Annotated in this window: 15 protein-coding genes; 6 read left to right on the top strand and 9 right to left on the bottom strand. The window is 62.7% G+C overall.

All coding sequences use genetic code 11. The annotated features are described in order from the left end of the window. Positions 1 to 90: 90 nt before the first annotated feature. From AC1RZR_RS30810 to AC1RZR_RS30800, 3 genes are all read left to right on the top strand, one after another. The gene (locus tag AC1RZR_RS30810; RefSeq protein WP_481826975.1) at positions 91 to 915 is read left to right on the top strand and encodes a hypothetical protein; all 825 of its coding nucleotides are present in this window, start codon (positions 91 to 93) and stop codon (positions 913 to 915) included. A gap of 74 nt (positions 916 to 989) precedes the next feature. After that, positions 990 to 1514: a GNAT family N-acetyltransferase gene (locus AC1RZR_RS30805; protein WP_481826974.1), complete on the top strand. Its 525-nt coding sequence runs from the start codon at positions 990 to 992 to the stop codon at positions 1512 to 1514. Positions 1515 to 1557: 43 nt separating this feature from the next. Beyond that, on the top strand, positions 1558 to 2946 hold the full coding sequence (locus AC1RZR_RS30800) for a hypothetical protein (RefSeq protein ID WP_481826973.1): 1389 nt from the start codon (positions 1558 to 1560) through the stop codon (positions 2944 to 2946). Between the two features lie 88 nt (positions 2947 to 3034). Here the strand turns inward: AC1RZR_RS30800 and AC1RZR_RS30795 are convergent, their stop codons facing one another. Next, the gene (locus AC1RZR_RS30795; RefSeq protein ID WP_481826972.1) at positions 3035 to 4804 is read right to left on the bottom strand and encodes an adenylate/guanylate cyclase domain-containing protein; all 1770 of its coding nucleotides are present in this window, start codon (positions 4802 to 4804) and stop codon (positions 3035 to 3037) included. A 228-nt stretch (positions 4805 to 5032) separates the two neighbouring features. Between AC1RZR_RS30795 and AC1RZR_RS30790 the strand changes: the two genes are divergently transcribed. Then, a complete protein-coding gene (locus AC1RZR_RS30790; protein WP_481826971.1) occupies positions 5033 to 8332 on the top strand; it encodes an ATP-binding protein in 3300 nt (1099 codons plus the stop codon). Between the two features lie 19 nt (positions 8333 to 8351). Then, complete coding sequence (locus AC1RZR_RS30785; protein WP_481829157.1) at positions 8352 to 9032, top strand: peroxiredoxin-like family protein; 681 nt, start codon at positions 8352 to 8354, stop codon at positions 9030 to 9032. 29 nt (positions 9033 to 9061) lie between these two features. On the opposite strand, the gene AC1RZR_RS30780 is transcribed toward AC1RZR_RS30785, so the two are convergent. Next, positions 9062 to 9364, bottom strand: coding sequence for a glycosyltransferase family 2 protein (locus tag AC1RZR_RS30780; RefSeq protein WP_477279414.1), 303 nt, complete (start codon positions 9362 to 9364; stop codon positions 9062 to 9064). Further along, the gene (locus AC1RZR_RS30775) at positions 9361 to 12276 is read right to left on the bottom strand and encodes a trifunctional glycosyltransferase/class I SAM-dependent methyltransferase/polysaccharide deacetylase (RefSeq protein ID WP_481826970.1); all 2916 of its coding nucleotides are present in this window, start codon (positions 12274 to 12276) and stop codon (positions 9361 to 9363) included. Before AC1RZR_RS30775 ends, AC1RZR_RS30780 begins: the two co-directional genes overlap by 4 nt. 670 nt (positions 12277 to 12946) lie before the next feature. Between AC1RZR_RS30775 and AC1RZR_RS30770 the strand changes: the two genes are divergently transcribed. Beyond that, positions 12947 to 15175 carry a mechanosensitive ion channel family protein gene (locus AC1RZR_RS30770; protein ID WP_481826969.1) on the top strand — a complete coding sequence of 743 codons (2229 nt, stop codon included), beginning with the start codon at positions 12947 to 12949 and terminating at the stop codon, positions 15173 to 15175. A gap of 400 nt (positions 15176 to 15575) precedes the next feature. On the opposite strand, the gene AC1RZR_RS30765 is transcribed toward AC1RZR_RS30770, so the two are convergent. The 6 genes from AC1RZR_RS30765 to AC1RZR_RS30740 are packed head-to-tail and all read right to left on the bottom strand — an operon-like array spanning position 15576 to position 23268. Continuing rightward, complete coding sequence (locus tag AC1RZR_RS30765) at positions 15576 to 17195, bottom strand: GMC family oxidoreductase (protein WP_481826968.1); 1620 nt, start codon at positions 17193 to 17195, stop codon at positions 15576 to 15578. Then, entirely contained in the window at positions 17192 to 18706 is a 1515-nt protein-coding gene (locus AC1RZR_RS30760) for an FGGY-family carbohydrate kinase (protein WP_481826967.1), read from the bottom strand. Before AC1RZR_RS30760 ends, AC1RZR_RS30765 begins: the two co-directional genes overlap by 4 nt. 22 nt (positions 18707 to 18728) lie before the next feature. Then, positions 18729 to 19571: a class I fructose-bisphosphate aldolase gene (locus AC1RZR_RS30755; RefSeq protein ID WP_477279424.1), complete on the bottom strand. Its 843-nt coding sequence runs from the start codon at positions 19569 to 19571 to the stop codon at positions 18729 to 18731. Next, complete coding sequence (locus AC1RZR_RS30750; RefSeq protein WP_477279426.1) at positions 19562 to 21274, bottom strand: glycerol-3-phosphate dehydrogenase/oxidase; 1713 nt, start codon at positions 21272 to 21274, stop codon at positions 19562 to 19564. Before AC1RZR_RS30750 ends, AC1RZR_RS30755 begins: the two co-directional genes overlap by 10 nt. Positions 21275 to 21295: 21 nt before the next feature. Next, complete coding sequence (locus AC1RZR_RS30745) at positions 21296 to 22291, bottom strand: aldo/keto reductase (protein WP_477279428.1); 996 nt, start codon at positions 22289 to 22291, stop codon at positions 21296 to 21298. Beyond that, positions 22288 to 23268, bottom strand: coding sequence for a sugar-binding transcriptional regulator (locus AC1RZR_RS30740; protein WP_481826966.1), 981 nt, complete (start codon positions 23266 to 23268; stop codon positions 22288 to 22290). The genes AC1RZR_RS30745 and AC1RZR_RS30740 overlap by 4 nt, the downstream gene beginning before the upstream one ends.

The raw sequence follows: 23268 nt of genomic DNA, 5'->3' as shown, positions 1-23268 counted from the left end.
AATAGACAAGCCTGGTGACAGTCCAATTTCCATTCGCGCTAACCGGCACTATGATGGTCCATGGGGAATTCATCGTTGGGGCTCTCTCCCATGCCGACATCCGACAACCCGCCATTTCCGGCGGCCCTGCGCCTTTTCTCTGCGGCGGTCATCATCGTCCTGATCGTCGGCGCCGGCCTGTTTTTCGCGCCCGTCCTGGTCAAGCCGCGCTGGCCTTGGGCCGTCACGCCGTTCAATGCCCGCTTCCTCGGCGGCTTCTACACCGCCGAAATGGTCGTGATGGCGGCGCTGCTGTTGTGGAATCGATGGTCGCCCGGCAGGCTCGTGCTCGTCATGGCCTTCATCTTCACCGTCATCGTGTCGGTGGCCTCGTTCCTCAATCTCGGCTATTTCAACTTCGAGCGCAAAGCGCCCTGGCTCTGGTTTTTGGTCTATCTCGCTTCGGTCGCGATATCGGGGCTGTTCCTGTGGCGGGCCAGGGCCCGTCCTTCGGCAAGAGGCGTGACCTTAAACCCCGCATGGCGCGGCTACCTTCCGGTGGAAACGGCGATCCTCGGGCTCTATGGCGTCGGCCTGTTGCTGTTTCCCCTGACATTCAGCGGCATCTGGCCATGGCCGGTGGATGCCTTCCACGCCCATGTCTACAGCGCCATCTTCCTCGCCGGTGCGGGCGGCACATATCTCGTCTGGAGAAGCGCGCCACGCGAGGAACTGCTGGTGCTTGGCTTGGCGCAGTTTCTGGTTGGCCTGCTTGCCATCCTTGGCCTCGTCATCACCGACGCTGCGGTGCACCGGATCGACTGGACGGCGACCGGGACATTGTACTGGCTCGCCCTTTTCTGCTGGATCGGCATCAGCGGTGTCTTCAAACTCTACGCCGCCTCGCGGTATTTCAGCGGGCAATCGGCATCATAGGTTGCAGAGACGGCTGGATTTTCAGGGGACGTCCGGTGCATCGTGCCGGGCCGATTGCCTTCGCCGGGAACGCCATGACCAGCACGACCTCGCCATCCTCTGAGAAAATCCAGCCGCAGCTCCGCGCCGTCCGGCCAAGTGATGCGGAGGCGCTTTGCGCCATCTTCAACATGAAGGGCTTTCGCTGGGGCACGCTCAGGATGCCCTTCGAGATGGTGGAGCAGGTCGAGCGGCGCATCGCCAAGTCCGGCCAGGAAACCACCTGGATCGTTGCGGAGCTGGACGGCAAGGTCGTCGGCCATGGCAGCCTGGTCGTGCAGAGTTCGCCGCGCCGTTCGCATAGCGGCGAGATCAATATCGGCCTTGATGATGCCTTTGTCGGCAAGGGCATCGGCTCTGCCATACTTGGCGCGCTTCTTGACGTGGCCGACAACTGGCGCGCCCTGAAGCGGGTCGAATTGACCGTCTATGCCGACAACGAACCGGCCGTCCGTCTCTACACAAGCCACGGCTTCGAGGTCGAAGGCCGGCATGTCAAGGCCGGTTTTACCGACGGGCAGTACCACGACCTCCTGAGCATGGCCCGGCTGCGGTTCTGAGGTCTCCCTTGGCGTTTACACCGCAAGCGGCTAGACGGGACCAATGACCGCCGTCTTCGACCAAACCCCTACGCCTCCGGCGGAAATTCTGGCTGTGCTGTCGCAGCTCTGCCCGGAAGTCGTGCGTGATATCGAGCAGAACTGGAATGCACCGGTTTCCGATTACGCGCGCCATCTGTGGCGGCCGGTGGCAAGGCCTGCATCGGGTCCGGCGATCGCTGCCCGTTCGATCCTGCGCGACGTCCTGCATCAGCGCCTTGGTGCGATCATGCAGCCGGAAGAGATCGGCAAGGCCCTCGAAGAGTTCGAGCACAGACCGGTGATTCAGTCCGGCCTGCACTGCCTGCTGCTGATGGACCGGATCACGTTCGATGCCCTTATGCTTGCCTGGCTCGGCGCGGTCGAAAGCGGGCTGTCGGCCTTCGTCGGCTTCATGGGAACGACGATGACCTTGGAGACAATCGGCCGGGAGGGGCCGGGATGGCTCGATGTCGGCGACGACAAGGTCAATTTGTTTGGCATGGGGCGCCACAAACTGTGCCGCAAAAGCGCCTGCGTGGCCGGTCCCGTCTCCCTGAACACGCGCGCGCTCGCAGCGGTGGGCGATGAAACGGATGCCAGCCGCTGGCTGGGCATACTGCTTGCCAGCCAGGACAAGGTGTTTGTAACCGCCGCCGATGCGCTGACCGCCCTCAACGAGGACCTCGTCGCCGATTGGGATCGTTCCGGCATGGCCCGGCCGGTTTTCATCGATGATCGGCTCGCCGCGGCTGCCATGGCGCGGCATCTGGAAGATGACGGCAGCCTTCTTTCCAGGCTGCTCGTGGAGCCCGCAAGGCGTCAGCGTCTCGACCGTGCCTTGCAAGAGGCCGCATCGGGCCCATTTGGCAGATTCCTGCCCAATAGCACGGCCTATTTCTGGGGCATCCGCGAGGAGCGCGTGCGCAAGCTCGTCCTCGAGAACGGGCACCTGATCGAGCCTGACAGGCCGCATGGTCTTTCCATCCCGTTCGAGCGGCCGCATCTGAGGCAGGCGCTGCTGGACGGCGTGCTGCTGCCGAACCTGTTCCTGATGTTCCTCGTCCTTGCCATACTGCCGCGCGTGCGGGTTGTGGGCGGCCTGAGACAGATTGGCTATGTCGCGCTTTTCCACTCGATCCTGCTGGCTGCGCTGGACGAAAACGCGCCGGACGAGCGCGACCTGGCTGCCGAGCTGCAGATTCGGGAAAATGCCTGGGGCATGCGGGTCATCGATGAAAAGATCTCCGTCCGCGAGCAGCTTGCCGGCCTGCCGGAAGGGTCGCTCTTCCCGGACCTGCTCCGGCAATACCGTTTGCGGACACTTGCCGAGACGACCGACGACCTGAAGCTGGTTCGCGAAAACGCCCGATGGCGCAAGATCGGCCGGGCAGAGATCAAGGCGGCGACCTGAGGCTCGCTTCAGGCCTTATTTCAGGTGAATTTCCTAGTGCGCAACCGCAAGCGACGGCGATCTGTCTGACCTGACATGGCCTCACCTGTCATTGCACGACACCGGCCTTGCGGAGCCCGTCCACCACGAGTTCGAAATCGGCAGGGTTCTTGTAGGGCAACACTTTGCGACGGTATTCCAGCGAATAGTCGGGATTGACGCGAAGCACGTCCTGCCATGCCGCGCGGGCCTCGGCGAAACGGCTGAGATGGCCGTAGCAGGCGGCCAGAAGCGCGCGCGAGACATCGGTGACAGCGTTGCGAGCCAGTCGTTGCATCAAGAGGCCAACGGCCTCGTCGTACCTTCCCAGTTGAAACGCTGCCAAAGCCTGGAAATGCAGAAGCACATCCGGAAAGTACGGATTCAAGATCTTCCCCCGGGCGAAACTCTCGAGGGCCTCCTCGGGTCTGCCCGAATAGTACAGCGCCTCGCCGAGGATCACGTGCCCCTCGGCGAAGTTCGGATTGAGGGCGATCGCGTGCTCGGCCTCGCCGATGGCCCCATCGTGCCGTCGTGTGTACAGCTTGGCTATAGCCAGCGCCCAGTGCGCCCAGGGATCGCTGTCATCCAGCGTTACCGCTCGCGTTGCGACCTCTTCCGCTTGCGCCATCGATTCCGGCGGCGAGGCACTCCACCTGTTCAGGTAGTCGAGTCCGTGCGTGAGGGCGAGGAAAGCGTGGGCGGAGGCAAACTTCGGGTCCAGGTCGATGGCACGTTGCAGGAGGTCGCGGGCTGCGACGTTGGTCTCCTTCGTCAGCCGATGCCACAGCTCCCGGCCCCGCAGGAAACAGTCATACGCCTCCGCGTGGCGCGGGTGCTCGGGCGCCAGCCGCTGACGGTCACCCTCAGTCAGATTGAGCGCCAGCGCAGCGACGATCTGCTGCGTCACGTCGTCTTGCACGGCGAATATGTCGGTCAACTCGCGATCGAACCGCTCCGCCCAAAGATGGCCGCCCGAGGTTGCATCGATGAGCTGCGCGGTGATGCGCACCCTGTTCCCCGACTTGCGTACGCTGCCCTCAAGTACATGCCGCACGCCGAGCTTGGTGCCCACCTCCTGCACATGGACGTTCTGGCCCTTGAAGGTAAACGACGAATTGCGCGCAATGACGAAGAGCTGCGACAGTTTGGACAGCGCCGTGATGATGTCCTCGGAGATGCCGTCGGCGAAGTAGTCCTGTTCAACGTCACCGCTCATGTTGGCGAATGGCAGGACGGCGATTGACAACTTCGGCGGCGCTGCCGTCGCCGGCCGGCTCGCGGTTTCCGGGGTCGCGGCAGCCCTGGTTCCGGCGCTGCCGACTTGCAGCGAATAGACCCGGATCGGCTCGGCGATGTTCTTGAGCTGCGTGCTGCCCAGATCGCTGACCGAGAGGTCGAGCCTCGCCTTGACCTGGCGATAGGCATCTTCGGACAGGCAGATGGCGCCGGGCGCCGCGACGCCCTCCAAACGCGAGGCAATGTTGACGCCGTCGCCCATCAGGTCGCCGTCGCTTTCTTCGACCACATCGCCCAGATGGATGCCGATCCTGAACTCGATGCGGCGGTCCTGCGCCACGCCGGCATTGCGCTCAACCATACCATTCTGAACCTCAACGGCGCAGCGCACGGCATCCACCACACTGCGGAACTCTACCAGCGCCCCATCCCCGGTGCGCTTGATCACCCGCCCGTTGTGCACGGCGATGATCGGATCGATCAGGTCGCTGCGCAGTGCCCGCAACCTCGCCAATGTACGATCTTCGTCCGCACTCGCGAGCCGGCTGTATCCGACCACATCTGCAGCCAGGATTGCGGCCAGCTTACGATTCTCGCTCATCGGTCCGTCTCCTCGTCCCTACGATAGCAGGAAGGCGGAGGGTACGAGGAAACTTTTGCAAACGACGGCCACGCAGCCGCCTGAACGACAGGACTCACACTGATCGCCCGATGCCCATTTGCGCAGCCGCTTGCTGGTCGACGGCTAACGGTTCATCCTTGTGAACACCCTGGTCGTGACGCGCGTAGGGAGATCACGCGGTCACGGCCCCTAGTGAGGTCTTGTTCGATGGACTGCTCGGGCTGCGGTTTCGAGGTTGAGAGCGGATACGCTTTCTGTCCAAGGTGTGGCAAGCGCCAGCCCGTGCCATGCGCCAGTTGCGGCTACCCCTGCGCACCCGATTTCGAGTTCTGTCCGAAATGTGGGGCAAGCGTCGGTGCGCCGGCAAAAGCCGTCGAACGGCCTGCTCCGACACCGAGCCGGACCATCGTACCGCCTTCTCGAACGCCGTCGCTGCTTGCGAACGTCGAAACCGACGATGGGCGGCATCCCGTCTCCGACGCCGATCGCCGGACGGTAACGGTCCTGTTTGCCGACCTTTGCGGCTTCACGACACTCAGCGAGCAGCTCGACCCCGAGGTCATGCAAGCGCTGCAGAACGAACTGTTCAAGGAATTGACGGCGGCCGTGCGAAACTTCGGCGGGTTCGTCGACAAATTCATCGGCGATGCACTGCTCGCTCTGTTCGGTGCGCCGGTCGCACATGAGGACGATCCGGAACGTGCGCTTCGCGCCGCTCTTGACATGATCGCCCGGACGGCGCGGCTCGGCGAAAGCGCCCCCCACTCCGGCTCGCCCTTGTTGCTCCACATCGGCATAAACACCGGCCCGGTCGTCACTGGCGGATTGGGCATCGGCACCGCCAAATCCTATTCGGTGACCGGCGACACCGTGAATACGGCGCAACGCCTGCAATCGCTGGCAGCCCCGGGTGAGGTGCTGGTGGGCGAGCTCACTCACAGGCTGACCCGGCATGCCTTCTCCTACGAGCCGCTGGGTGATGTCGTGCTTCGCGGCAAGGCCGGCAGTGTGCTCGTCCATCGGCTGGATGCACCGCTTGCGGCGCCGCGTGCGGCGCGTGGGCTCGAGGCGCTCGGCCTCAGCGCTCCGATGATAGGCCGTGATGCGGAGCTGCATAGAATGCTGGCGAGCCTTGACCAGGCGTGCGGCGGCTCGGCCCAACTTGTCCGCCTCGTTGGAGAAGCCGGTATCGGGAAATCGCGACTGGTAAAGGAGTTCGTCGCCCGCGTCGGCGACGAGGATCGTTTTCGCAACCTCGCCGTGCGGCAGGCCACCTGCTCACCGCTGGGCGAACGATCATTTGGTGCCTTGGGCGCTGTGGTGCGCAGCGCTGCCGGAATGATGCAGAACGACACTGGGGACGAAATGCGGGGCAAGCTCGCAGGCTTGCTTACCGATCTCGGTCTCCAGGGCGAGGAAGCGACGCGGCTGATGCCTTTGCTCTACCATGTGCTTGGCCTTGGCGACCCCGATGCCACCTTGCAGCATGTCGAGCCCGAGCAACTGCGGCGGCAAATTCTCTACGCAGTCCGCACAATCATCGAACGGCGGCTTGCGTTGTCGCCGCTGTTGATTGTCGTTGAAGACCTGCACTGGGCCGACGCCGTGTCGCTCGAGGCACTGCGTTTCGTGATGGACAGGTTGGAACGCACGCGGTTGATGTTGCTGGTCACGCATCGTCCGGCGCCGGACAACGACCAGCTCGACTCAAGTCGGGTCAGTCACACAGCGCTCAGGCTTTCGCCGCTCAACAGTGACGACGGACGCAGCCTGCTGGCGGCGCTTTTCGGCGAGAGCTGGGTAAACTCCGCAGGAAGGCTTCCCGACCAGATCCTCGAGCGCGCGGGCGGCAACCCCCTTTTTGTAGAGGAGATCGTTCGCGGCCTTATCGATCGCGGTGTACTGATGCGCGAGGGCCAGCGATGGCGGACTGTGGCAGGCGAAGTCGCAACCGGCATTCCTGCCACTATCCAGGCAATGTTGCTTGCTCGCGTCGACCGGCTGCCCCAAGAGGTGCGCCGGTTGGCCCAGGAAGCCGCGGTAATCGGCCCGCGCTTCGATGCCACAGTTCTGAAAACCGTGACATCCGACCCCGGCCGGCTAGAAGCCGGCTGCGAACTGCTTTGCGATGCGGAAATCATCGAGGAAGTTGCCGGATCAGGCTCGGTCTCGTCGCAAAGCTACCGCTTTACGCAAACATTGCTGCAGGATGTGATCTACCAGAATCTGCTCCTGCAACGCCGAACCGACATCCATGGGCGGGTCGGTGCTGCCTTGGAGCAACTGTGCGGCGACAAGCCGGAACGGCTCGAGGATTTGACCGTGCTCGGTCATCATTTCGCACAGAGCGCCGAGCGGGAGAGGGGCGCGCATTACCTGCAGGCGGCGGGCGATCGCGCTCGCATGATATACGCCAACGACGACGCCCTTCGTTTCTACGAGCGAGCACTGACTGCGTTGGACGCGATCGGGCAAACGCCGCTCAAACTGGCAATTGCAGAGCGCATTGCCGATTTGAGCGGCCCGGTAGGCCGCCGCGAGATCGCGCACCACCACTACGAGACGGTGTTGCAGGCATACCGCGAGTCAGCCGATCGTGTCGCTTCGGCGCGAGTTTTGCGTAAGATCGGTCGGCTGCTTTGGGATGTCGGCAAGCGGGACAACGCAGAATCCCGCTATGCTGAAGCGGCAGCGCTCCTCGATGGAGCGGATGCCCCGATCGAGCAGGCGCATCTCTGGCAAGAACGTGGCCGACAGGCGTTCCGGAGCGGAGACCACGCTCTCGCGGCAAAATGGGCAGACGCGGCGCTGGATTGCGTACGCACTCTGACAACGGAGCATGTCTCCGAGGTAGGGCGTGATGCCACTCTTGTGACCGCCGAGGCACTTAACACCAAGGCTGTCGCGCTGGCTCGCCTTGGGCGAAACCGTGAAGCCGTGCATGAGGTTGAGCGTAGCATTGAATTGGCCGAAGTCGCCGGTCTACTGGGCGCCGCCTGCCGCGGCTACACCAATCTTGGCGTGCTTTACACGACCATCGATCCGGCACGGGCGATGGAGGTCTGTCGGCGCGGTCTTGAAGTGGCGCGCCATATTGGTGATCTGGGTTTCCAGGCGCGCCTTCTCGCCAATCTGGCGGTCGCTTGTTGTACTTTCACGGATCGCTGTCCAACGGAGGGCGTGCCTGCTGCCGAGAAGGCCATCGAGATCGACCGGGCGCTCGACCAGCGCGAGCACCTGCCGGTGCCGTTGATCGTGCTTGGGCAAATCCATCAGTGCAACGGCCGTCCGGAACTGGCGGTTGGCTTGTTCCACGAAGCACTGGACGTAGCCCGCGAAACAGGCGAACCCCAACTGCTGTTTCCGTGCTATGATGGTCTTGCAACGCTTAATCTCGACCTCGACAATCTGGCCGAGGCCGAACGCTACTTTTCCCTGGCGCAGGGTATTTGCGCCCAGCACGGGCTCGACCCGGAAGCGCTTGTGGTGCTGCCTTTTCTCGACTAGCCGGGTGGGGAGGTTGGCAATGTCCGCGCATAGTGACTTGGTACCGCTTCAACCGGGCGACCGTGCGCCGAACTTGGTACTCGACGCCATTACCCAGGAAGGCAAGATCGCGCTTGACGACTTTCGCGGACAAAAACCGGTTCTGGTCGGCCTGTTTCGAGGTCTGCATTGTGCGTTTTGCCGGCGCCATATCGCCGCCCAGGCGCGGCTTGATCCGGAGCTGCGCGAAAGGGGCGTGGAGAGCCTGACCGTGGTCAACACACCGATCGAACGGGCGCGTCTCTATTTCCGCTACCACCCGATGCCGAATCTGCTTGCGGCCTCCGACCCTGAACGCGCTTCACATCGTGCTTTTGGACTGCCCAATCTCGAATTCACCCAAAACGAGACGAACTGGCCGTACAAGGTCTCGATGGCGGCGGTAAAGGATATGCGGGTCGACATACCAGGCGAGTTGCCCGGTCCTATGGATCCTTTAGCGGCCGGCGAAATCCTCGACAAGAGGGACCACTACGAAATGACCGAAGCCGACGAGCAGATGATGGCAACCGGACATGGACAACTGGTCGGTCAGTTCCTACTGGACCGGCAGGGCATCGTCCGCTGGAGCTTCACGGAGGTTCCGGAGGGTGGGCGATACATGTTTGGGGCGCCAAACCCGCAGGAGCTGATGTCAGCCGTGTCCCAAGTCGCCCAATAGACTTGCGATGTCCTTTGTGGATGGCTCCTTTATCGTGGGGTCACTGCGACAGCACGCCTTCCAACCGTCAGAATGCCGTCATTGGGGAGCGGCACCGTCGACATGGGTAATCGCGAAGCGACGTGTGCCCAGGCGGCCACACCGGCGTTTGCCCGCTCGATCAGCCGCGCGCGCGTATCGATCTCCGCGTGACATCGGGCGATCGCGGCAGTCTGGCCGCGTGAGCCATGGTCAACAACAATAATCTCGAGCGCGCGCACGCTGCGGAGCGTCTCGTCGATTGTAACGTGCGCATTGTGAGCGGGAATAATGACACAAGTTTCACCGTTCACTCGAGCACGGCCTCGACAATGGCAACAAAGTGATCGAGCGAGCGATCCCCGCGAATCTCGATGCGCGGAAGGTCGATGGGATCGCAATCGAGGTCCGCCGGCCCGTGTTTGCGGCCGAAGCCGATTCGATAGCCGCACTCCTTGGCCAGCCGGCCAAGCCGTCGGTCGGTGACGGAGAAGGGTGCCGCGAACGCCGTGGTTGGCCGACCGGTCCACCGTTCGATGAACATACGAGAGCGCAGAAGCTCGGCGGCCAGGTCAGAGCTCGACAGACCATCGATCGCGCAATGCGTCGCCAGATGGCTTCCGAAGAACGCGCCTTCGCCGGAGAGGCGTCGGATGGTCCCGGCGTCCATAAGCTGCGTCGGCGGACCGCTGTCGGCGTCCCACCTTGCACTTTCACCGACCAGGTCCGTCACCAGGAACACTTCCGCGGTCAGGTCGTTCGCGCGCAATGTCGGCCAGGCATGGTCGGCAAAGTTCTGGAAGCCGTCATCGAAGGTGATGAGCACTGGGCGGCCAACGAAAGGGCGACGGTTGGCGACGAACCATTCCAGCTGCTCTGAATTAATCGCATGAAAGCCATTGGCGCGCAGCCATGCCATCTGGCTGCCGAATGCGGCCGGGGTGAGCCGAAAACGGGCGAGCGCGGCCGGACCATCATCGGAGACGCTGTGATACATGAGGACAGGGATACGCTGCCGCCGCTCGCTACGGGCGACGTCGCGGCGCAAGGCCCGCGCCCCGCCCCAGACGATATTTCGCGCGACCCCAATTTCGACGGGCGCGCGGATTGGCACATGATCTATCATCGGTTCCGTCGCCACGTCGGCTGGTGACAGGCGGCGGAAGCGGTCTATGCGATAGAGCTCGGTCTGGATCGATTGCTCGAGGACGAGGCCTTCGGTCCCTGCCAGCGTCTCTGAGATCACTTGTGCACCGAAAGTGTTCCAGTCGAAGCCCGTCCTTTCAACATTGTCACGCAGCACGAATGCGTGTGCGCTGATGAAGCTGCCGCCAGGCGCCAACGCGTCAACGAGTTTTTTGGCGATGCGCCGCAACTCGGCGAGATCATCCAGGTAGTAGAGCACTTCCGAACAGACGATCAGATCCATCTCACCCGGCAGCGTGTCCGCAGAGAAATCCAGTACGCCAAACTCAACATTCGGCTGATCGCTGCATCGCTCCCGCGCCCGCCCGATGGCTACGGCGGAGATGTCAGTTGCGGTCAAATGGCCCACACGCGGGGCCAGCTGCCGCGTGAAGTGGCCCTCCGCGCAGGCCAGCTCAAGCGCCCGTCCGATGGGACCGGGAGGCAGAATTTCGAGCTGCCGCTCATATTTTTCCTGCTCATAGGGCGCACCGTAGTTCCAGGGATCCTCGGTCGCGAAATGGCGATTCCAGAACGACGTGCGATCATTATCGTGCCCACCCGCGGCCCGTGCACGGCGTGGCGCTCCAAGAGGCTCTGCAGGTTCGGCGCTCGACCGAACCAGCCACCGCGCTTCCGCGACTAATCTTGCGAGTTTGCCGAAGTGGCTGTCCCGATCAGACCGGCGTCCCGCTATGGACGACAATGCCTCGGCTGCAAACATGTTTGACTTGTCGGCACCGGCGGCCTTTTGCGGTGCAAGCCGCTCAGGGGGCACGAAATCCAGGGTCAATTCAATCCAATGACGCCTTGTCACTTTCCCCAGTACGCCGAACTGCACGAGAGCCTCGATCTGGCCATCCATCATCAGATAGGCATAAATTTGATCGATTCCTTCCGGAACTTCGGTCGCGGTCGGATTTCGAGCGTCGACGCGAATTCCAAGTGTCCGCGCCAGCCTGCGCGGCGCGGCAAGATCGTCGACGTCGAGAAGCATTTGCTCAAGGTGATACTGGACGCGGCGACCCGCCGCGGGATTGTCCCAGACCTTGGCGAGTTCGATGATCAACTCGGTGAGGGAGCCGCCGAACCTGTCCCACCTGGCAGCCAATTGCGCCGGCACCGATAGGCTTCCTACCATAAGGCCATCGAAGGCCACCTTGGCGATCTCACCCGCCCACTTGCGCCCTGCCGGCAGTGCGCGCAGGGACTGCGGATTGATCGGGCGCGAGCCGCAGCCGCAATCCGACGCAGCGTTCCACAACGCGAACCACGCGAGTGCTTCTGAAGCGGTGCGGCCGTTCGCCTCGATCGCTCCATTGGCGTGTGCCGATGCTGGGTGTTTGACCCTCGGATCAGGAGAAAAGCCGCGGGCGATCACGATTTCCGCATCTATCAGCATCTGCGTCGAATTGCGGGAGAGCGAGTTGGGGCTGATCCGATAGAAAGCGAGCGGCTCGTCGGCCATCACCCAACGTTTGCCTAGACGTGCGAGGCGCTGCCACAGATCCCAGTCCTCGCAGGTGCGCAGCGACACATCGAAACCGCCCAACTCGACAATTGTCTCCCGGTCGACTAGCAGCGCGTGAGTGCGAATGGCACACTGGCGGGCGAATGTTTCGAAGGGCTGGATCGCGACCTCCGTTGAGATGCTCGACGGGGTGAGTTCGCCATCGGGCATCACGCGCCGAGAACCGCAATAGGCGGCCACTGCATCTGGAGCGGTTTTCAGCGCGGCCAGCATTTTTGCAAGGAAGCTGGCATCCACCCAATCGTCGGCATCCAGAAACATGAGCCAGCGGCCGCGGGCTGTCGAAATCCCGCTATTGCGCGCGCCGGCGGCGCTACACGCGCAAGAGCTCAACGTCCGAAATCGGGCATCGTGCTCCACATAACCGGCGATGATCGCGGGGGTGCGGTCCGTGGAGGCGTCGTCGACGATGATCGCCTCCCAATCCACTATTTCCTGATCGAGAAGGCAATCGAGTGCGCGCTCCAGCGTTGCCTCTGCGTTGTGCGCGGGAACCACGATTGAAACCAAGGGATTGTGCGCCACGCCGTCTTACCCGCGCCTGGTTCGAAGGTAGAACAATGGTCCCGAAACATAGCCGGCGATGTCCCGCCAAAGGAGACGGTCTTGCCCGCGGATGCTGGCAAGCGTTGCGCCGATGGTTTGCTCGGCATCGAACATCGGTACCACACCGCCTACGGTAGCATCGTCCTGGACCATCGAGCTTTCGTTTTCTTCGGCAAGAGTTGGCGAATGTCAAAGACGAATGACGGCATCGGATGGCAGCACCGCTCTGTCAAGATCGGGGCGAATTGGACGCAGGCAAAAAAGACTCGAAGACAGGCCGAATGGCGCAAGCGCTCATGCCCCTCATAGTATATGAGCCCGGGATCCTGGTGCCGGGCGTTCTACGCCCAGCATCACGGACGCCCGGTTCATAGAACGGCTGGGGCCTGGACCGCAGTCGGAATGCCCTGACTCCCGGCGGCTAAACACCGCCAAGTACCGGCGCAACGCTCTGGCTCGCAACGTGACGTCTTGCACCGCAACATCGCTTTCTTCAAGGTAGGGCAACAACGGACTAGATGTCGTTGCTTGCCGATTTGACCGGAAGGTTAACAGCACGATGCCACTCATGATTCGACGATTGGGAGCCAGGAACCTGGCGCGCCCGGCACGATGTCTCGGAGATCTGACGGCGATGTTTGTCCTGATTGCCAGGCCGCTCGTCTTTGGGATCGCCCTCCTGTTGGCCGGTCAGGCACAGGCGCAGGCGCCGGCGACCGTCCCGCCTGAGAGGGTCAAACAGCTGTTCGAGCTTCTCAACGATCCGTCCGTGAAGGCCTGGGTGGCCGAACAACGAAATCAGGACGCCGGATCAACGGGTGCGCCTGCCGAGGCAGGAGCTTCGCCGACCGACGCATCGTCCGGCGCCGTGGCCGCACCAGGCCAGATGAATACGATGGCATCCTCGACGCTCGATCGGATCAGGCATCATATCGAAAGAATCGTGCGAACTTTGCCTCTGCTACCTGGCCAGTTTGCGCGCGTTCGGGCAGAGACCATGGACGATATGTCCAGCAAGGGGGCTGCCGGCGTATTGATCCTGACTGCGATGTTCATCGCTGCCGGCCTGGCGCTCACTTGGGCAACGTACAGGCTCACTCGTTCATTTCGCCTTTGGATTATCGCGCAATCGAAGGATACGCCAATCGGGCGAGCCAAGAAGATTGGTGGTCGCGCGCTTTATTCCAGCATGCTGATCGTTTCATTCGCACTGGGCAGCGCCGGCGCGTTCATGTTGTTCGACTGGCCAATGCTTATCCGCGAGATTGTACTGACATTTCTGATGGCGGCAGTCGTCACACGGGGTGTGCGCATGTACGTCATGGCCATGCTCGTCCCTTCTTTCATGAAGGTCGAGAACGCCGTCGAGGTTCGCGCTTTGCCGATCACCAACGAAACGGCTGACCATTGGTCTTATTGGCTACCCTGGATCGTCGGCGTCTTCGCCTTCTTCGGCGCCGCTTTTATCCTCTTGCCCGGTCTCGGCATCGATCAGGACGGAATGATGGTCCTGTCACTGGGCGCCGATTTCGTGCTGCTGTTGGTCGTGCTGCTTGCCATTTGGCGTCGGCCAGGAACGCAACGAGCCGGTGCGCGCCAAAGCGGTCACACGGAAGCGACATGGCTATTGACGGCTTACTTCGTCGTCCTGTTCCTACAGCGCATCGCCGGCCTCTATACCTACTTCTGGTTTACCTTCGCCGCATTCTTCCTGCCTTTGGCAATCTTGCTGACGCGGCGCGGGGTTAATTTCGTCCTGCGGCCTGGTTCGGAAGAAGTCGGTCGGCCTACGATCCCAGCAGTGACGATCGCTGTCGTCGATCGCGGAATCCGGATGATTTTGATCCTGGCGGCGGCTTACTTTCTCGCGCGTGTCTGGGGTCTGAACATGCAATCCATGCGGGACAGCGATACGACGACGGCGTTCATATTGCGCGGCTTGATCAATGTCGTGGTCATTGCCCTCGCAGCCGATTTCGGCTGGTCGATCATCAAGGCTTTGATCGAACGAAAGCTGGGCATCGAAATGCCGCACCCTGTGACCAGCGACGAGGACGTCCCGATCCTCGATTCGCAGCAGGCGCGGCTGCACACCCTCTTGCCGATCCTCCAGAACATGCTGCTCGCATTGATCGTCGTGATGGCGGTGCTGATGATGCTCGCCTCTATGGGTATCCAGATCGGCCCACTGATCGCCGGCGCCGGCGTCGTCGGCGTCGCGGTGGGCTTTGGCGCACAAACCGTCGTCAAGGACGTCATTTCAGGCGTGTTTTTTCTGCTCGATGATGCGTTCCGTGTCGGCGAATATATTTCCTCGGGCAATTACAAGGGTACCGTGGAAAGCTTTTCGCTGCGCTCTGTGAAGTTGCGCCACCACCGTGGCCCGCTGTTCACAATACCTTTCGGTGAACTCGGGGCGGTCCAGAACCAGAGCCGAGACTGGGTTATCGACAAATTCAACATCACCGTTGGCTATGACACCGATATCGACTTTGCGCGCAAGCTGATCAAGCGGATCGGCCTCGAACTGGCGGAAGATCCCGAGTTCAAAAACTGGGTGCTCGACCCAATCAAGATGCAGGGGGTACAGGAGTTCGGCGAGTACGGCATCGTGTTGAGGGTCAAGGCGACAACCAGACCGGGAGGCGCCTTCGGCATGAAACGCAAATTCTATGTACGCCTGCGCCAAGTCTTCAAGGAGCAGGGCATCGAACTGCCATTCCCGACCGTCCATGTCCAGGGGCTACAGAACCCACATGGGGCAGAGAATGCGCCATTGGAGGAGATCACACCCGAGTTGAAAATGGCCGTCGCGCAGTCGCACACCAATCGGCGCAGAAAAAAAGCCAGCACAACGGAGTAGGAAAGCTATGAGACCTGCCGGGCACAGCGCGGCTTTCCGCGCCAGTGGCTGGGATACTCTTTTAAGCGCCGCGTCACTCAATAGGGGGATTTTGATTGCGCGAGGCCGGATCGCTTGACCGATACTGTCCATGAGGGAGGTAGCATGGAGATCGACAGGCAGCAGGTTTGGCGGCGGGCGGACTTTCTTCTCGAAGATCTTTCGTTTTCCCCAGGCGCCGGGCAAGAAATAAGGCGCGCCCGCGGGAGGCCAGCCAACAGGTCTGCGCACAATCTCTGGCTGTTCGCCAATCGGGAGGCGGCAGGGCAGCCAGCAGCCATACCCGCAGCTCGCAGTGATTTCCGACCGCGGCAGGGCGGGATGACACGACGTGCTCCGGACGCGGCACGTCGCCCGAGCATCATTGGCGTGGGTCCAGCAGGATCATCTCCGCTGCCTTCTCGGCGATCATGATGACCGGCGAGTTGGTGTTGCCCGAGACGATAGTTGGCATGACCGAAGCATCGACCACACGCAAGCCGTCAAGGCCATGCACGCGCAGGCGATCGTCGACAACGGCCAAGGTGTCGGAGCCCATCTTGCAGGTGCCGACGGGATGGAAGATGGTCGTGCCGATGTCGCCGGCCTTGCGGATGAGGTCTTCGTCGCTGTCATATTGCGCGCCGGGCAGCATCTCTTCCGGCGCAAAATGCGCCACCGCCCGAGCCTTCATCATGCTGCGGACATGCCGCAGTGAAGCGACGGCGACGCTGCGATCCCCCTCGGTGGAGAGATAGTTCGGCCGGATCTTCGTTGCCTCACGCGGATCCGACGATCCCACATGCACCTTACCGCGGCTTTCCGGGCGCAGATTGCAGACCGACACGGTGACCGCCGGAAAGCGATGCAGCGGCTCTCCCAGCCGGTCGGTACTCAGCGGCTGCACATGGTACTCAAGATCCGGTGTTGCCAGACGCGGGTCGCTCCTGGCAAAGATGCCGAGTTGGCTTGGCGCCATCGACAACGGCCCGCTGCGCCTGAGTGCGTATTCAAGCCCCATCGATGCGCGGCTGAGCATATTGTGGTAGCGCTGGTTGAGCGTGGCGGCGTTTGAGACCTTGAAGACTGTGCGGATCTGCAGATGGTCCTGCAGGTTTTCGCCAACGCCCGGTAAGGCATGGCGGATATCCACGCCAATGCCCGAGAGCAGGTTCGGCCGGCCGATCCCGGAGAGTTCGAGGATCTTCGGCGAGTTGATGGCCCCGGCGGCAAGGATCGTTTGTCCGGCACGGACACGATGCAGGTGGCCGTCGTGGCGGAACAAAAGCCCGGTGATGCTCCGGCCTTCGAACTCAAGGCGTTCCGTCTCCGCGCCAAGTACAATGCGCAGGTTCTTGCGCGCCGCAATGCCGCGCAAGAACGCTTTCGATGTGTTCCAGCGCACGCCCTTCCTCTGGTTGACCTCGAAATAGCCCGAGCCTTCATTGGTGCCGGTGTTGAAGTCGTCGGTGCGGGGAATTCCGAGTTCCTCGGCCGCGTCCCGGAATGCATCAAGGATCGGCCATGACAGGCGTTGCCGCTCGACCCGCCATTCGCCGCCGCTGCCGTGCATGGCGCCCTTGCCGCCGTGATAGTCTTCCGATTTCAGGAAGTAGGGCAGAACGTCGTCCCACGCCCAGCCGACATTGCCTGCTTGGCGCCAGCCATCGTAGTCGGCGGCCTGGCCGCGCATGTAGATCATGCCGTTGATCGACGAACAGCCGCCAAGCACCTTGCCGCGCGGATAGTTGAGGCTGCGGCCGTTCAGACCGGCCTCTGGCTCGGTCTTCATCATCCAGTCGGTGCGTGGGTTGCCCATGCAGAAGAGGTAGCCGATCGGGATATCGACCCAGTGGTAGCGGTCGCTGCCGCCGGCCTCGAGTAGCAACACCTTGTTGCGCGGATCGGCGGAGAGCCGGTTGGCCAGCACGCAGCCGGCCGAGCCGGCACCGACGATGACATAGTCGTAGCTGCCGAACGGAGACGGTGAAGCTTCGGTCACGTGCGTGCCTGCTGTCCGGCGATGCGCTCCCACATCGGGGTCATCGCCTGGTTGATCTCGCCGTACAAGCGATAGCGCCGCCCGTATGCGCCGGCAACCGCTGCATTCGGCACAAAGTGCCGTGCAGCCGCCGTCATGGCTGCGGCGCCGGCGCTGTAGTCAGCGAAGATGCCGATCCCGGTGCCCGCCGCGATCGCCGCTCCCAGGGCTCCGGTCTCGCGGCTGCGCGCGACGGTGACCGGCACGCCGAGCACATCGGCGAAGATCTGCGGCCAGACGCTGCTGCGCGAACCGCCGCCCGAAAGCACCACATGGTCGAAATCGGCGCCCGCTTTGTGCAATGTCTCGACATGGCGCCTGTGCTCGAAGGCGACGCCCTCGAACAGCGCACGCAACAGATGCGCCCGGCCATGCCAGCCGGCGATGCCGTAGAAGCCGGCGCGCGCGTGGCCATTCTGCTGCGAGCCGTAGAGGAAAGGATGGTAGATCGGGACGTCATCTTCGGGATCGACGGTGGCGACGAGCTCACTGCACAATTCGAAAGGCGACTTCTCGGCGTCGCCGCCGTGCTCGAGGAATTCGCGAACGATCCACTCGAGATTGGCGGCCGAGGTCGCGCTGGATTCGATCGCCAGATATCGCTTGCGATCGAAAGTCGACAGCATGAAGATCGAAGGGTCTCGGATCGGCTCGTCGGTGATGACCTGGTTGATGCTCCAGGTTCCGGCAATGACTGAGACAGCACCCGTTTTGGTAACGCCAGAGCCGACCGCGCTGGCGACGACATCGAACAGCCCGGCCACCACGGGCGTGCCGGCGCTCAGTCCTGTCACGGCCGCCACCTTGTCGCTGACATACCCCGCGATATCGGCCGATTCCAACACCGGTGGCAGCAGGTCCATGCAGTCATCGAGCCCGTAGGCGGCAAGCAGGTCCGGCTCGTAGCGCCGGTCACGCATTTGCAGCAGCCCGCAGCCCGACATGTCCGAGGTGTCGCTGCTGCGCGCATCCGTCAGGCGATTGACGATGAAATCCTTGCACAGGAAAACCGTGCCGATCCGGGCGAACAGCGCCGGCGAAAAGCGCTTGAGCCAGGCAAGCAGCGTCGGTGTCTGCGCCGCCCACGGCCGTTGCAGGCAGTGAGTGTAGGTGCGGTCGCCGACATTCCGCTCGGCCCATTCGGCAACGATGCCGACGGCGCGCGTGTCGAGCGACTGGATGCCGATCAGCGGTGCGCCCTGGCGATCGAGCGCATAGAGCCCGTTGCCGTGGCCAGCACAGCCGATGGCGACGATCTCGCCGGCGTCGATGCCCGCCTGGGCGATGCACTGGCCGATGACCGAAACCGCATTGAGCCACAGTTCGTCGAGGTCGCGCTCGACATGTCCGGGCTTTGGCATGCACGAATGGCCGTCGCGGACAGCAAGCGCCAGCTCGCGTCCCGACAGGTCGAAGAGAATGGCCTTGATGACGGTGTTGCCGGCATCGAGGCCGAGAATGTACTTACCCATTGGCTCCTCCCGATGCTGCCACCTATGCCTGCTTGTACAGGTCCCAGGCGACGGCACCATCGGCATCGTCATGAATGATCGCCATCAGCCCGCGCACGACAGCGCTCGGATTGTCATGCTGATAGATGTTGCGGCCATAGACCATGCCGAACGCGCCTTGCGCCATCAAGGCAGCTGACTTGTCGAACACCGCACGCAGATCCTCCTTGCCGCCGCCACGCACCAGCACCGGGCAGCGCGCGGCCTCGACGACGCGGTGGAAGTCGTTGGGATCGGTTGTCGGATCAGCCTTGATGATATCGGCCCCCATCTCACGTGCCAGCCGGGTCAAGGTAACGATCCTTTCGGCGTCGCCGTCGACCATGTAGCCTCCATGTTCAGCGACCGGCAGCATGGCCAGCGGCTCGATCATCAGCGGCAGGCCATATTTCTCGCAATCGGCGCGGACCCGGGCGATGTTCTGCACGCATTGCCGGAACAGGTCCGGCTCGTCAGGCAGCATGAACAGATTGACCACGACGCAGGCCGCATCCATTTCCATGGCGCCGAGCAAGGGCTCGGCTTCGTTCTGCAGCACCGCCCACATCGCCCGGTGACGTGTCCTGTTGTAGGGGTTCCCCATGTCGATGCGCATGACCAGTGCCGGCTTGTCCTTGCCTGGCACGGATTGCAGAAGGTCGGCCTGGCCGTAGTTCATCTGGATGGCGTCGGGGCCGGCCTTGACCAGTTGAGCGACGACGCCAGCCATGTCTTCGAGCCCGGCAAGAAAGCTCGGTTCGTTGCAGACGCCGTGATCGATGGCGACGTCGAGGCAGCGGCCACCGCCGAACAGCCGGTTCATGCGGACTTTGTTGTTCACGCGCATAGGGCGCTCCTTTTGTCGTTCGTCTGGGAGAGGGTTGAAAGGTCGATGCCGTGCTTGTGGGCGAGCAAGGCGAGGAAGGCAGAACGCTCGATGGCGGCTTGTGCTGCGTCCCAGCCTTTGCTGGCGGCGAGGATGTCGAGCACAGCGTCGACGAGATCGAGGTTGAGGCCGCCCGAGATGGCAATGGTGGTGCGGCGCAGGAACAAATCGGCCAGGCACTCGACCTGTTCGCGCTCGACAATCAGGTGGATTTCGCCAGCGGAGTAATCCGACTGCGCCAGCATCGGGTCAGAGGCGAGGTTCGTTGCGAAATCCTCGGCCGATGTGCCGTACCGCTGAAGCAAAGTATGCGCGCGTTCGATCGTGAGACCATGCTTCGCCGCCAGCTCGGCGCACCATTTTTGCGGATCGGCGGGGAAGTCGCGACCGCCGCCGATGGCAAGGTTTTCCGTGCCTGAGCTGCGCGTGAGGCCAAGGCGTTCCAGCGCCATGTCGGCCGCCATTTCGCCGAAGGAGCGGAAAGTCGTCCACTTGCCGCCGATCATGCACAGCATCGCTGGCAGATGGCCGCCCGCTTCGACGAATTCGCAGAAATGATCACGTGGGATACGCCCCGTGAAGCTGTCGTCGCTGGCGGGCAGGGGGCGTACGCCGGCGAAGCGGAAGACGATCTCTTTGTCGGCAACGGCGATCGAGGGGAAGACGAAGGCGAGCGACTGGAGGATGTAACTTCGCTCGTCGTCCTCACAGCGCACCTGGTCGGGATCGTCGATGCGAATGTCGGTCGAGCCGACCAGCACCTTGCCGAGATAAGGAAACAGGATGCAAATGCGTCCATCCTCGTTTTCGTAATAGACCATGTGTCCGCCAAGCGCGTCGTAAAGCTCGGCATTGTCAACGATGAGGTGCGAACCCTTGGTGCCGCCCATCATGCGTGGCGCGACCGCACCGATGGCCTTGTTGGTCAGGTCGATCCAGCCGCCGGTGGCGTTGATGATCAGCCGTGGGCGGATAGGCAGCGTCTCGCCTGTCAAGATGTCGGTGAGGGTGAGGCCTGCCTCTGTCGAATTGACTGCTGCATAGTTCAGCGCACATCCAGACCATCCTGCTGATATGGCGTCGAGCAGCATCTCCAGGCCAAGGCGCTCGGGTCGGCTGACCCATGCGTCATAGTAGGTGGCGGAGTTGCGGATCGATGGATTGATCGCCGGCCATGCCTTCAGGGTCTCGGCTCGTCCCCTGAACCGGTGCGTCGGCATCAGGCGCCTGGCCTTGGCGAACAAGTCGTACATGGTGAGCCCGGCCTTGATCACCAGCGCGCCTCGCCGGCTTGGCCGCCGTGTCAGCCCAAGGAAGCGGACGGCACCATTGGCGATGCCCGAGAAGGTATCGAATATCGGCACCGTCGTTGGTAGCGGCGCGACATAGTGCGGCGCGTTCTTCAGCAGCCGGTCGCGCTCGATGAGCGACTCGCGCACCAGTTTGAATTCGCCGTTTTCGAGGTAGCGCAGGCCGCCATGCACCATGCGCGACAAAGCGGCACTCGCACCGCTGCAATAATCGCCCTTTTCCGCCAGCACGACATCGACGCCCTGCAAGGCCAGTTCGCGAAAGACGCTGATGCCGTTGATGCCGCCTCCGATGACGAGCACGGCAATGTCCGGCCGGTCGCGCAGACCGGCGATTGTATGGCTACGGGTCATCGGGGCTGTTGCCTTTTTTGCTCAGGCATCCATTGCGGTGAGATGCGCGGCTGCGGCAGCATCGATTGCCGCAATCTCGCCTGCCTCGAGCGTCACCTCGCCGGCTCGCGCATTGTCGAGCGCCTGTTCGGGGGTGCGCGCGCCACACAGGGCAAAAGTGATGCCGGGCTGCGCAAGCGTCCAGGCGATGACGATCTGCGCCATTGATGCCTGGCGGCGTTCGGCAATCGGGGCGATGGCCTGCTTGAGCAGCGCCACCTTCTGCCGGTTGGCCATCGAGAAGCGCGGATTGTCCTTGCGCTGGTCGTCGCCACCGAATGTGCGTTCAGGATCGATCCTGCCGGTGAGCAGGCCCAGAGCCAGCGACGAGTAGCTGAGGGTGGCGATATCGTGCCGGCGGGTGTCCGGCAGCAGGCTGCCTTCGATCTCGCGATCGATCATTGAATAGCGTTCCTGGATCGCATCGAGCTGGCCGGCGTCGATATAGTGGCCTAGATCCTCGGCGCTGACATTGCTGGCGCCAATAGCCCGGATCTTGCCGGCTGCCTTGAGCTTTTCCAGTACCGCCACCGTGTCGGCGATGGGGGTGGTCGGATCCTGCCAATGGGTGATGTAGAGATCGATATGATCGGTGCCGAGACGGCGCAGGCTCTGCTCGACCTCATAGGCGATGCCGTCGGCGCCGAGATAACGATGCACCGGCTTGCCGTTCTGGTCGAAGAAATAGCCACCCTTGCCGGAATGCCAGTTCAGTCCGCATTTGGTTGCGATCACGACTTTGTCGCGTTTGCCCTTGATGGCGGCGCCGACGATCGCCTCGCTGCGGCCAAGGCCGTAGGCCGGCGCGGTGTCGATCAGGCTGAGGCCGGCGTCGATCGAGGCTTCGATCGCCCGCACCGACTCACGCTCGTCGGTGCCGCCCCACATCCATCCGCCAATCGCCCAGGTGCCCAGGCCTACGGCCGACGCCGATATGCCGGACTTGCCGATCTGTCGCTGGATCTGTCGAGAATTCATGCTGCCTCCTGTTGGGCCAACTCGAGGATCTGGAGCCCGGTGGCCTCGTCCGTGACGATGGTGTCGAGATGGTTTCCGCGCATCGCGCTCAGGATCGGCGCGACCTTGCTGGGTCCGCTTGCGATGCCGATCGAGCGCGGGATCGTCGCGAACTCGTCAAGCGTCAACGAGACCAGCGAACGGTTGAGCGAGTAGTTGCAAAGCCTGCCCTGGCGATCGATGAGATGAGCAAGCAATTCACCTGTCGCACCGGATTCTTCGATCGCCTGGCGGTCGGCATTCGAGGACGGATGCAGATCGTAGTAGCTCGAATCGTCGGTCAGGATGGAGCCGACACCCACCACCGCGACATCGGCCTCGCGCGCCTTGCGAAACACGTCGGCGACGGAGCTGACGCCCATCAGCATTTCGCGCTGCTGTGCGGTATCGGCAAACAGCGGCGCATGGATCTGATAGGCGCGGCCGCCGAGCTTGTCGGCCATAAGCGAGGCGACGTGATTGACGTCGGTGTAGTGCTTGCCTTGCACCAGGCCGGTCGCGGGGATGATTTCGACATCGTAGCGGCGACCCGGTTTGAGACCGGCGACCAGTGCGCTGACGCCCTTGCCTCCGGTGATCGAGATGGTGTCGCCGTCCTTGATGGTGTCGAGCAGCAACCGCGCCGCCGCCTCGCCGACCCGCTGCAGGGCAGTGTGAGGATTGTCGGAGACCGACGGCTCGACGACCGCCCGCTCGATACCGCCGAGCGCCACGAGCCGCGCCTCCAGGTCGACCAGATGGTCGATCGGCGATTTGATCTTGATCTCGACGAGACCGAGCTGGTGGCCGCGCTTGATCAGCCGGTTGACGGTGGCGTGCGAGATGCCGAGCTCCCTGGCAATCTCGGCCTGGGTCTTGCCTTCGACATAATGCAGGACAAGCGCCTGGTGCATCTGGCGGACAGCGGCAATGTCGTCGCGGGTGTTGGGAGGGGCCAT

This window comes from Mesorhizobium bavaricum (assembly GCF_056781655.1).
The sequence above is the reverse complement of the archived record's forward strand: the minus strand, read 5'-3'. Positions and strand labels throughout refer to the sequence as shown.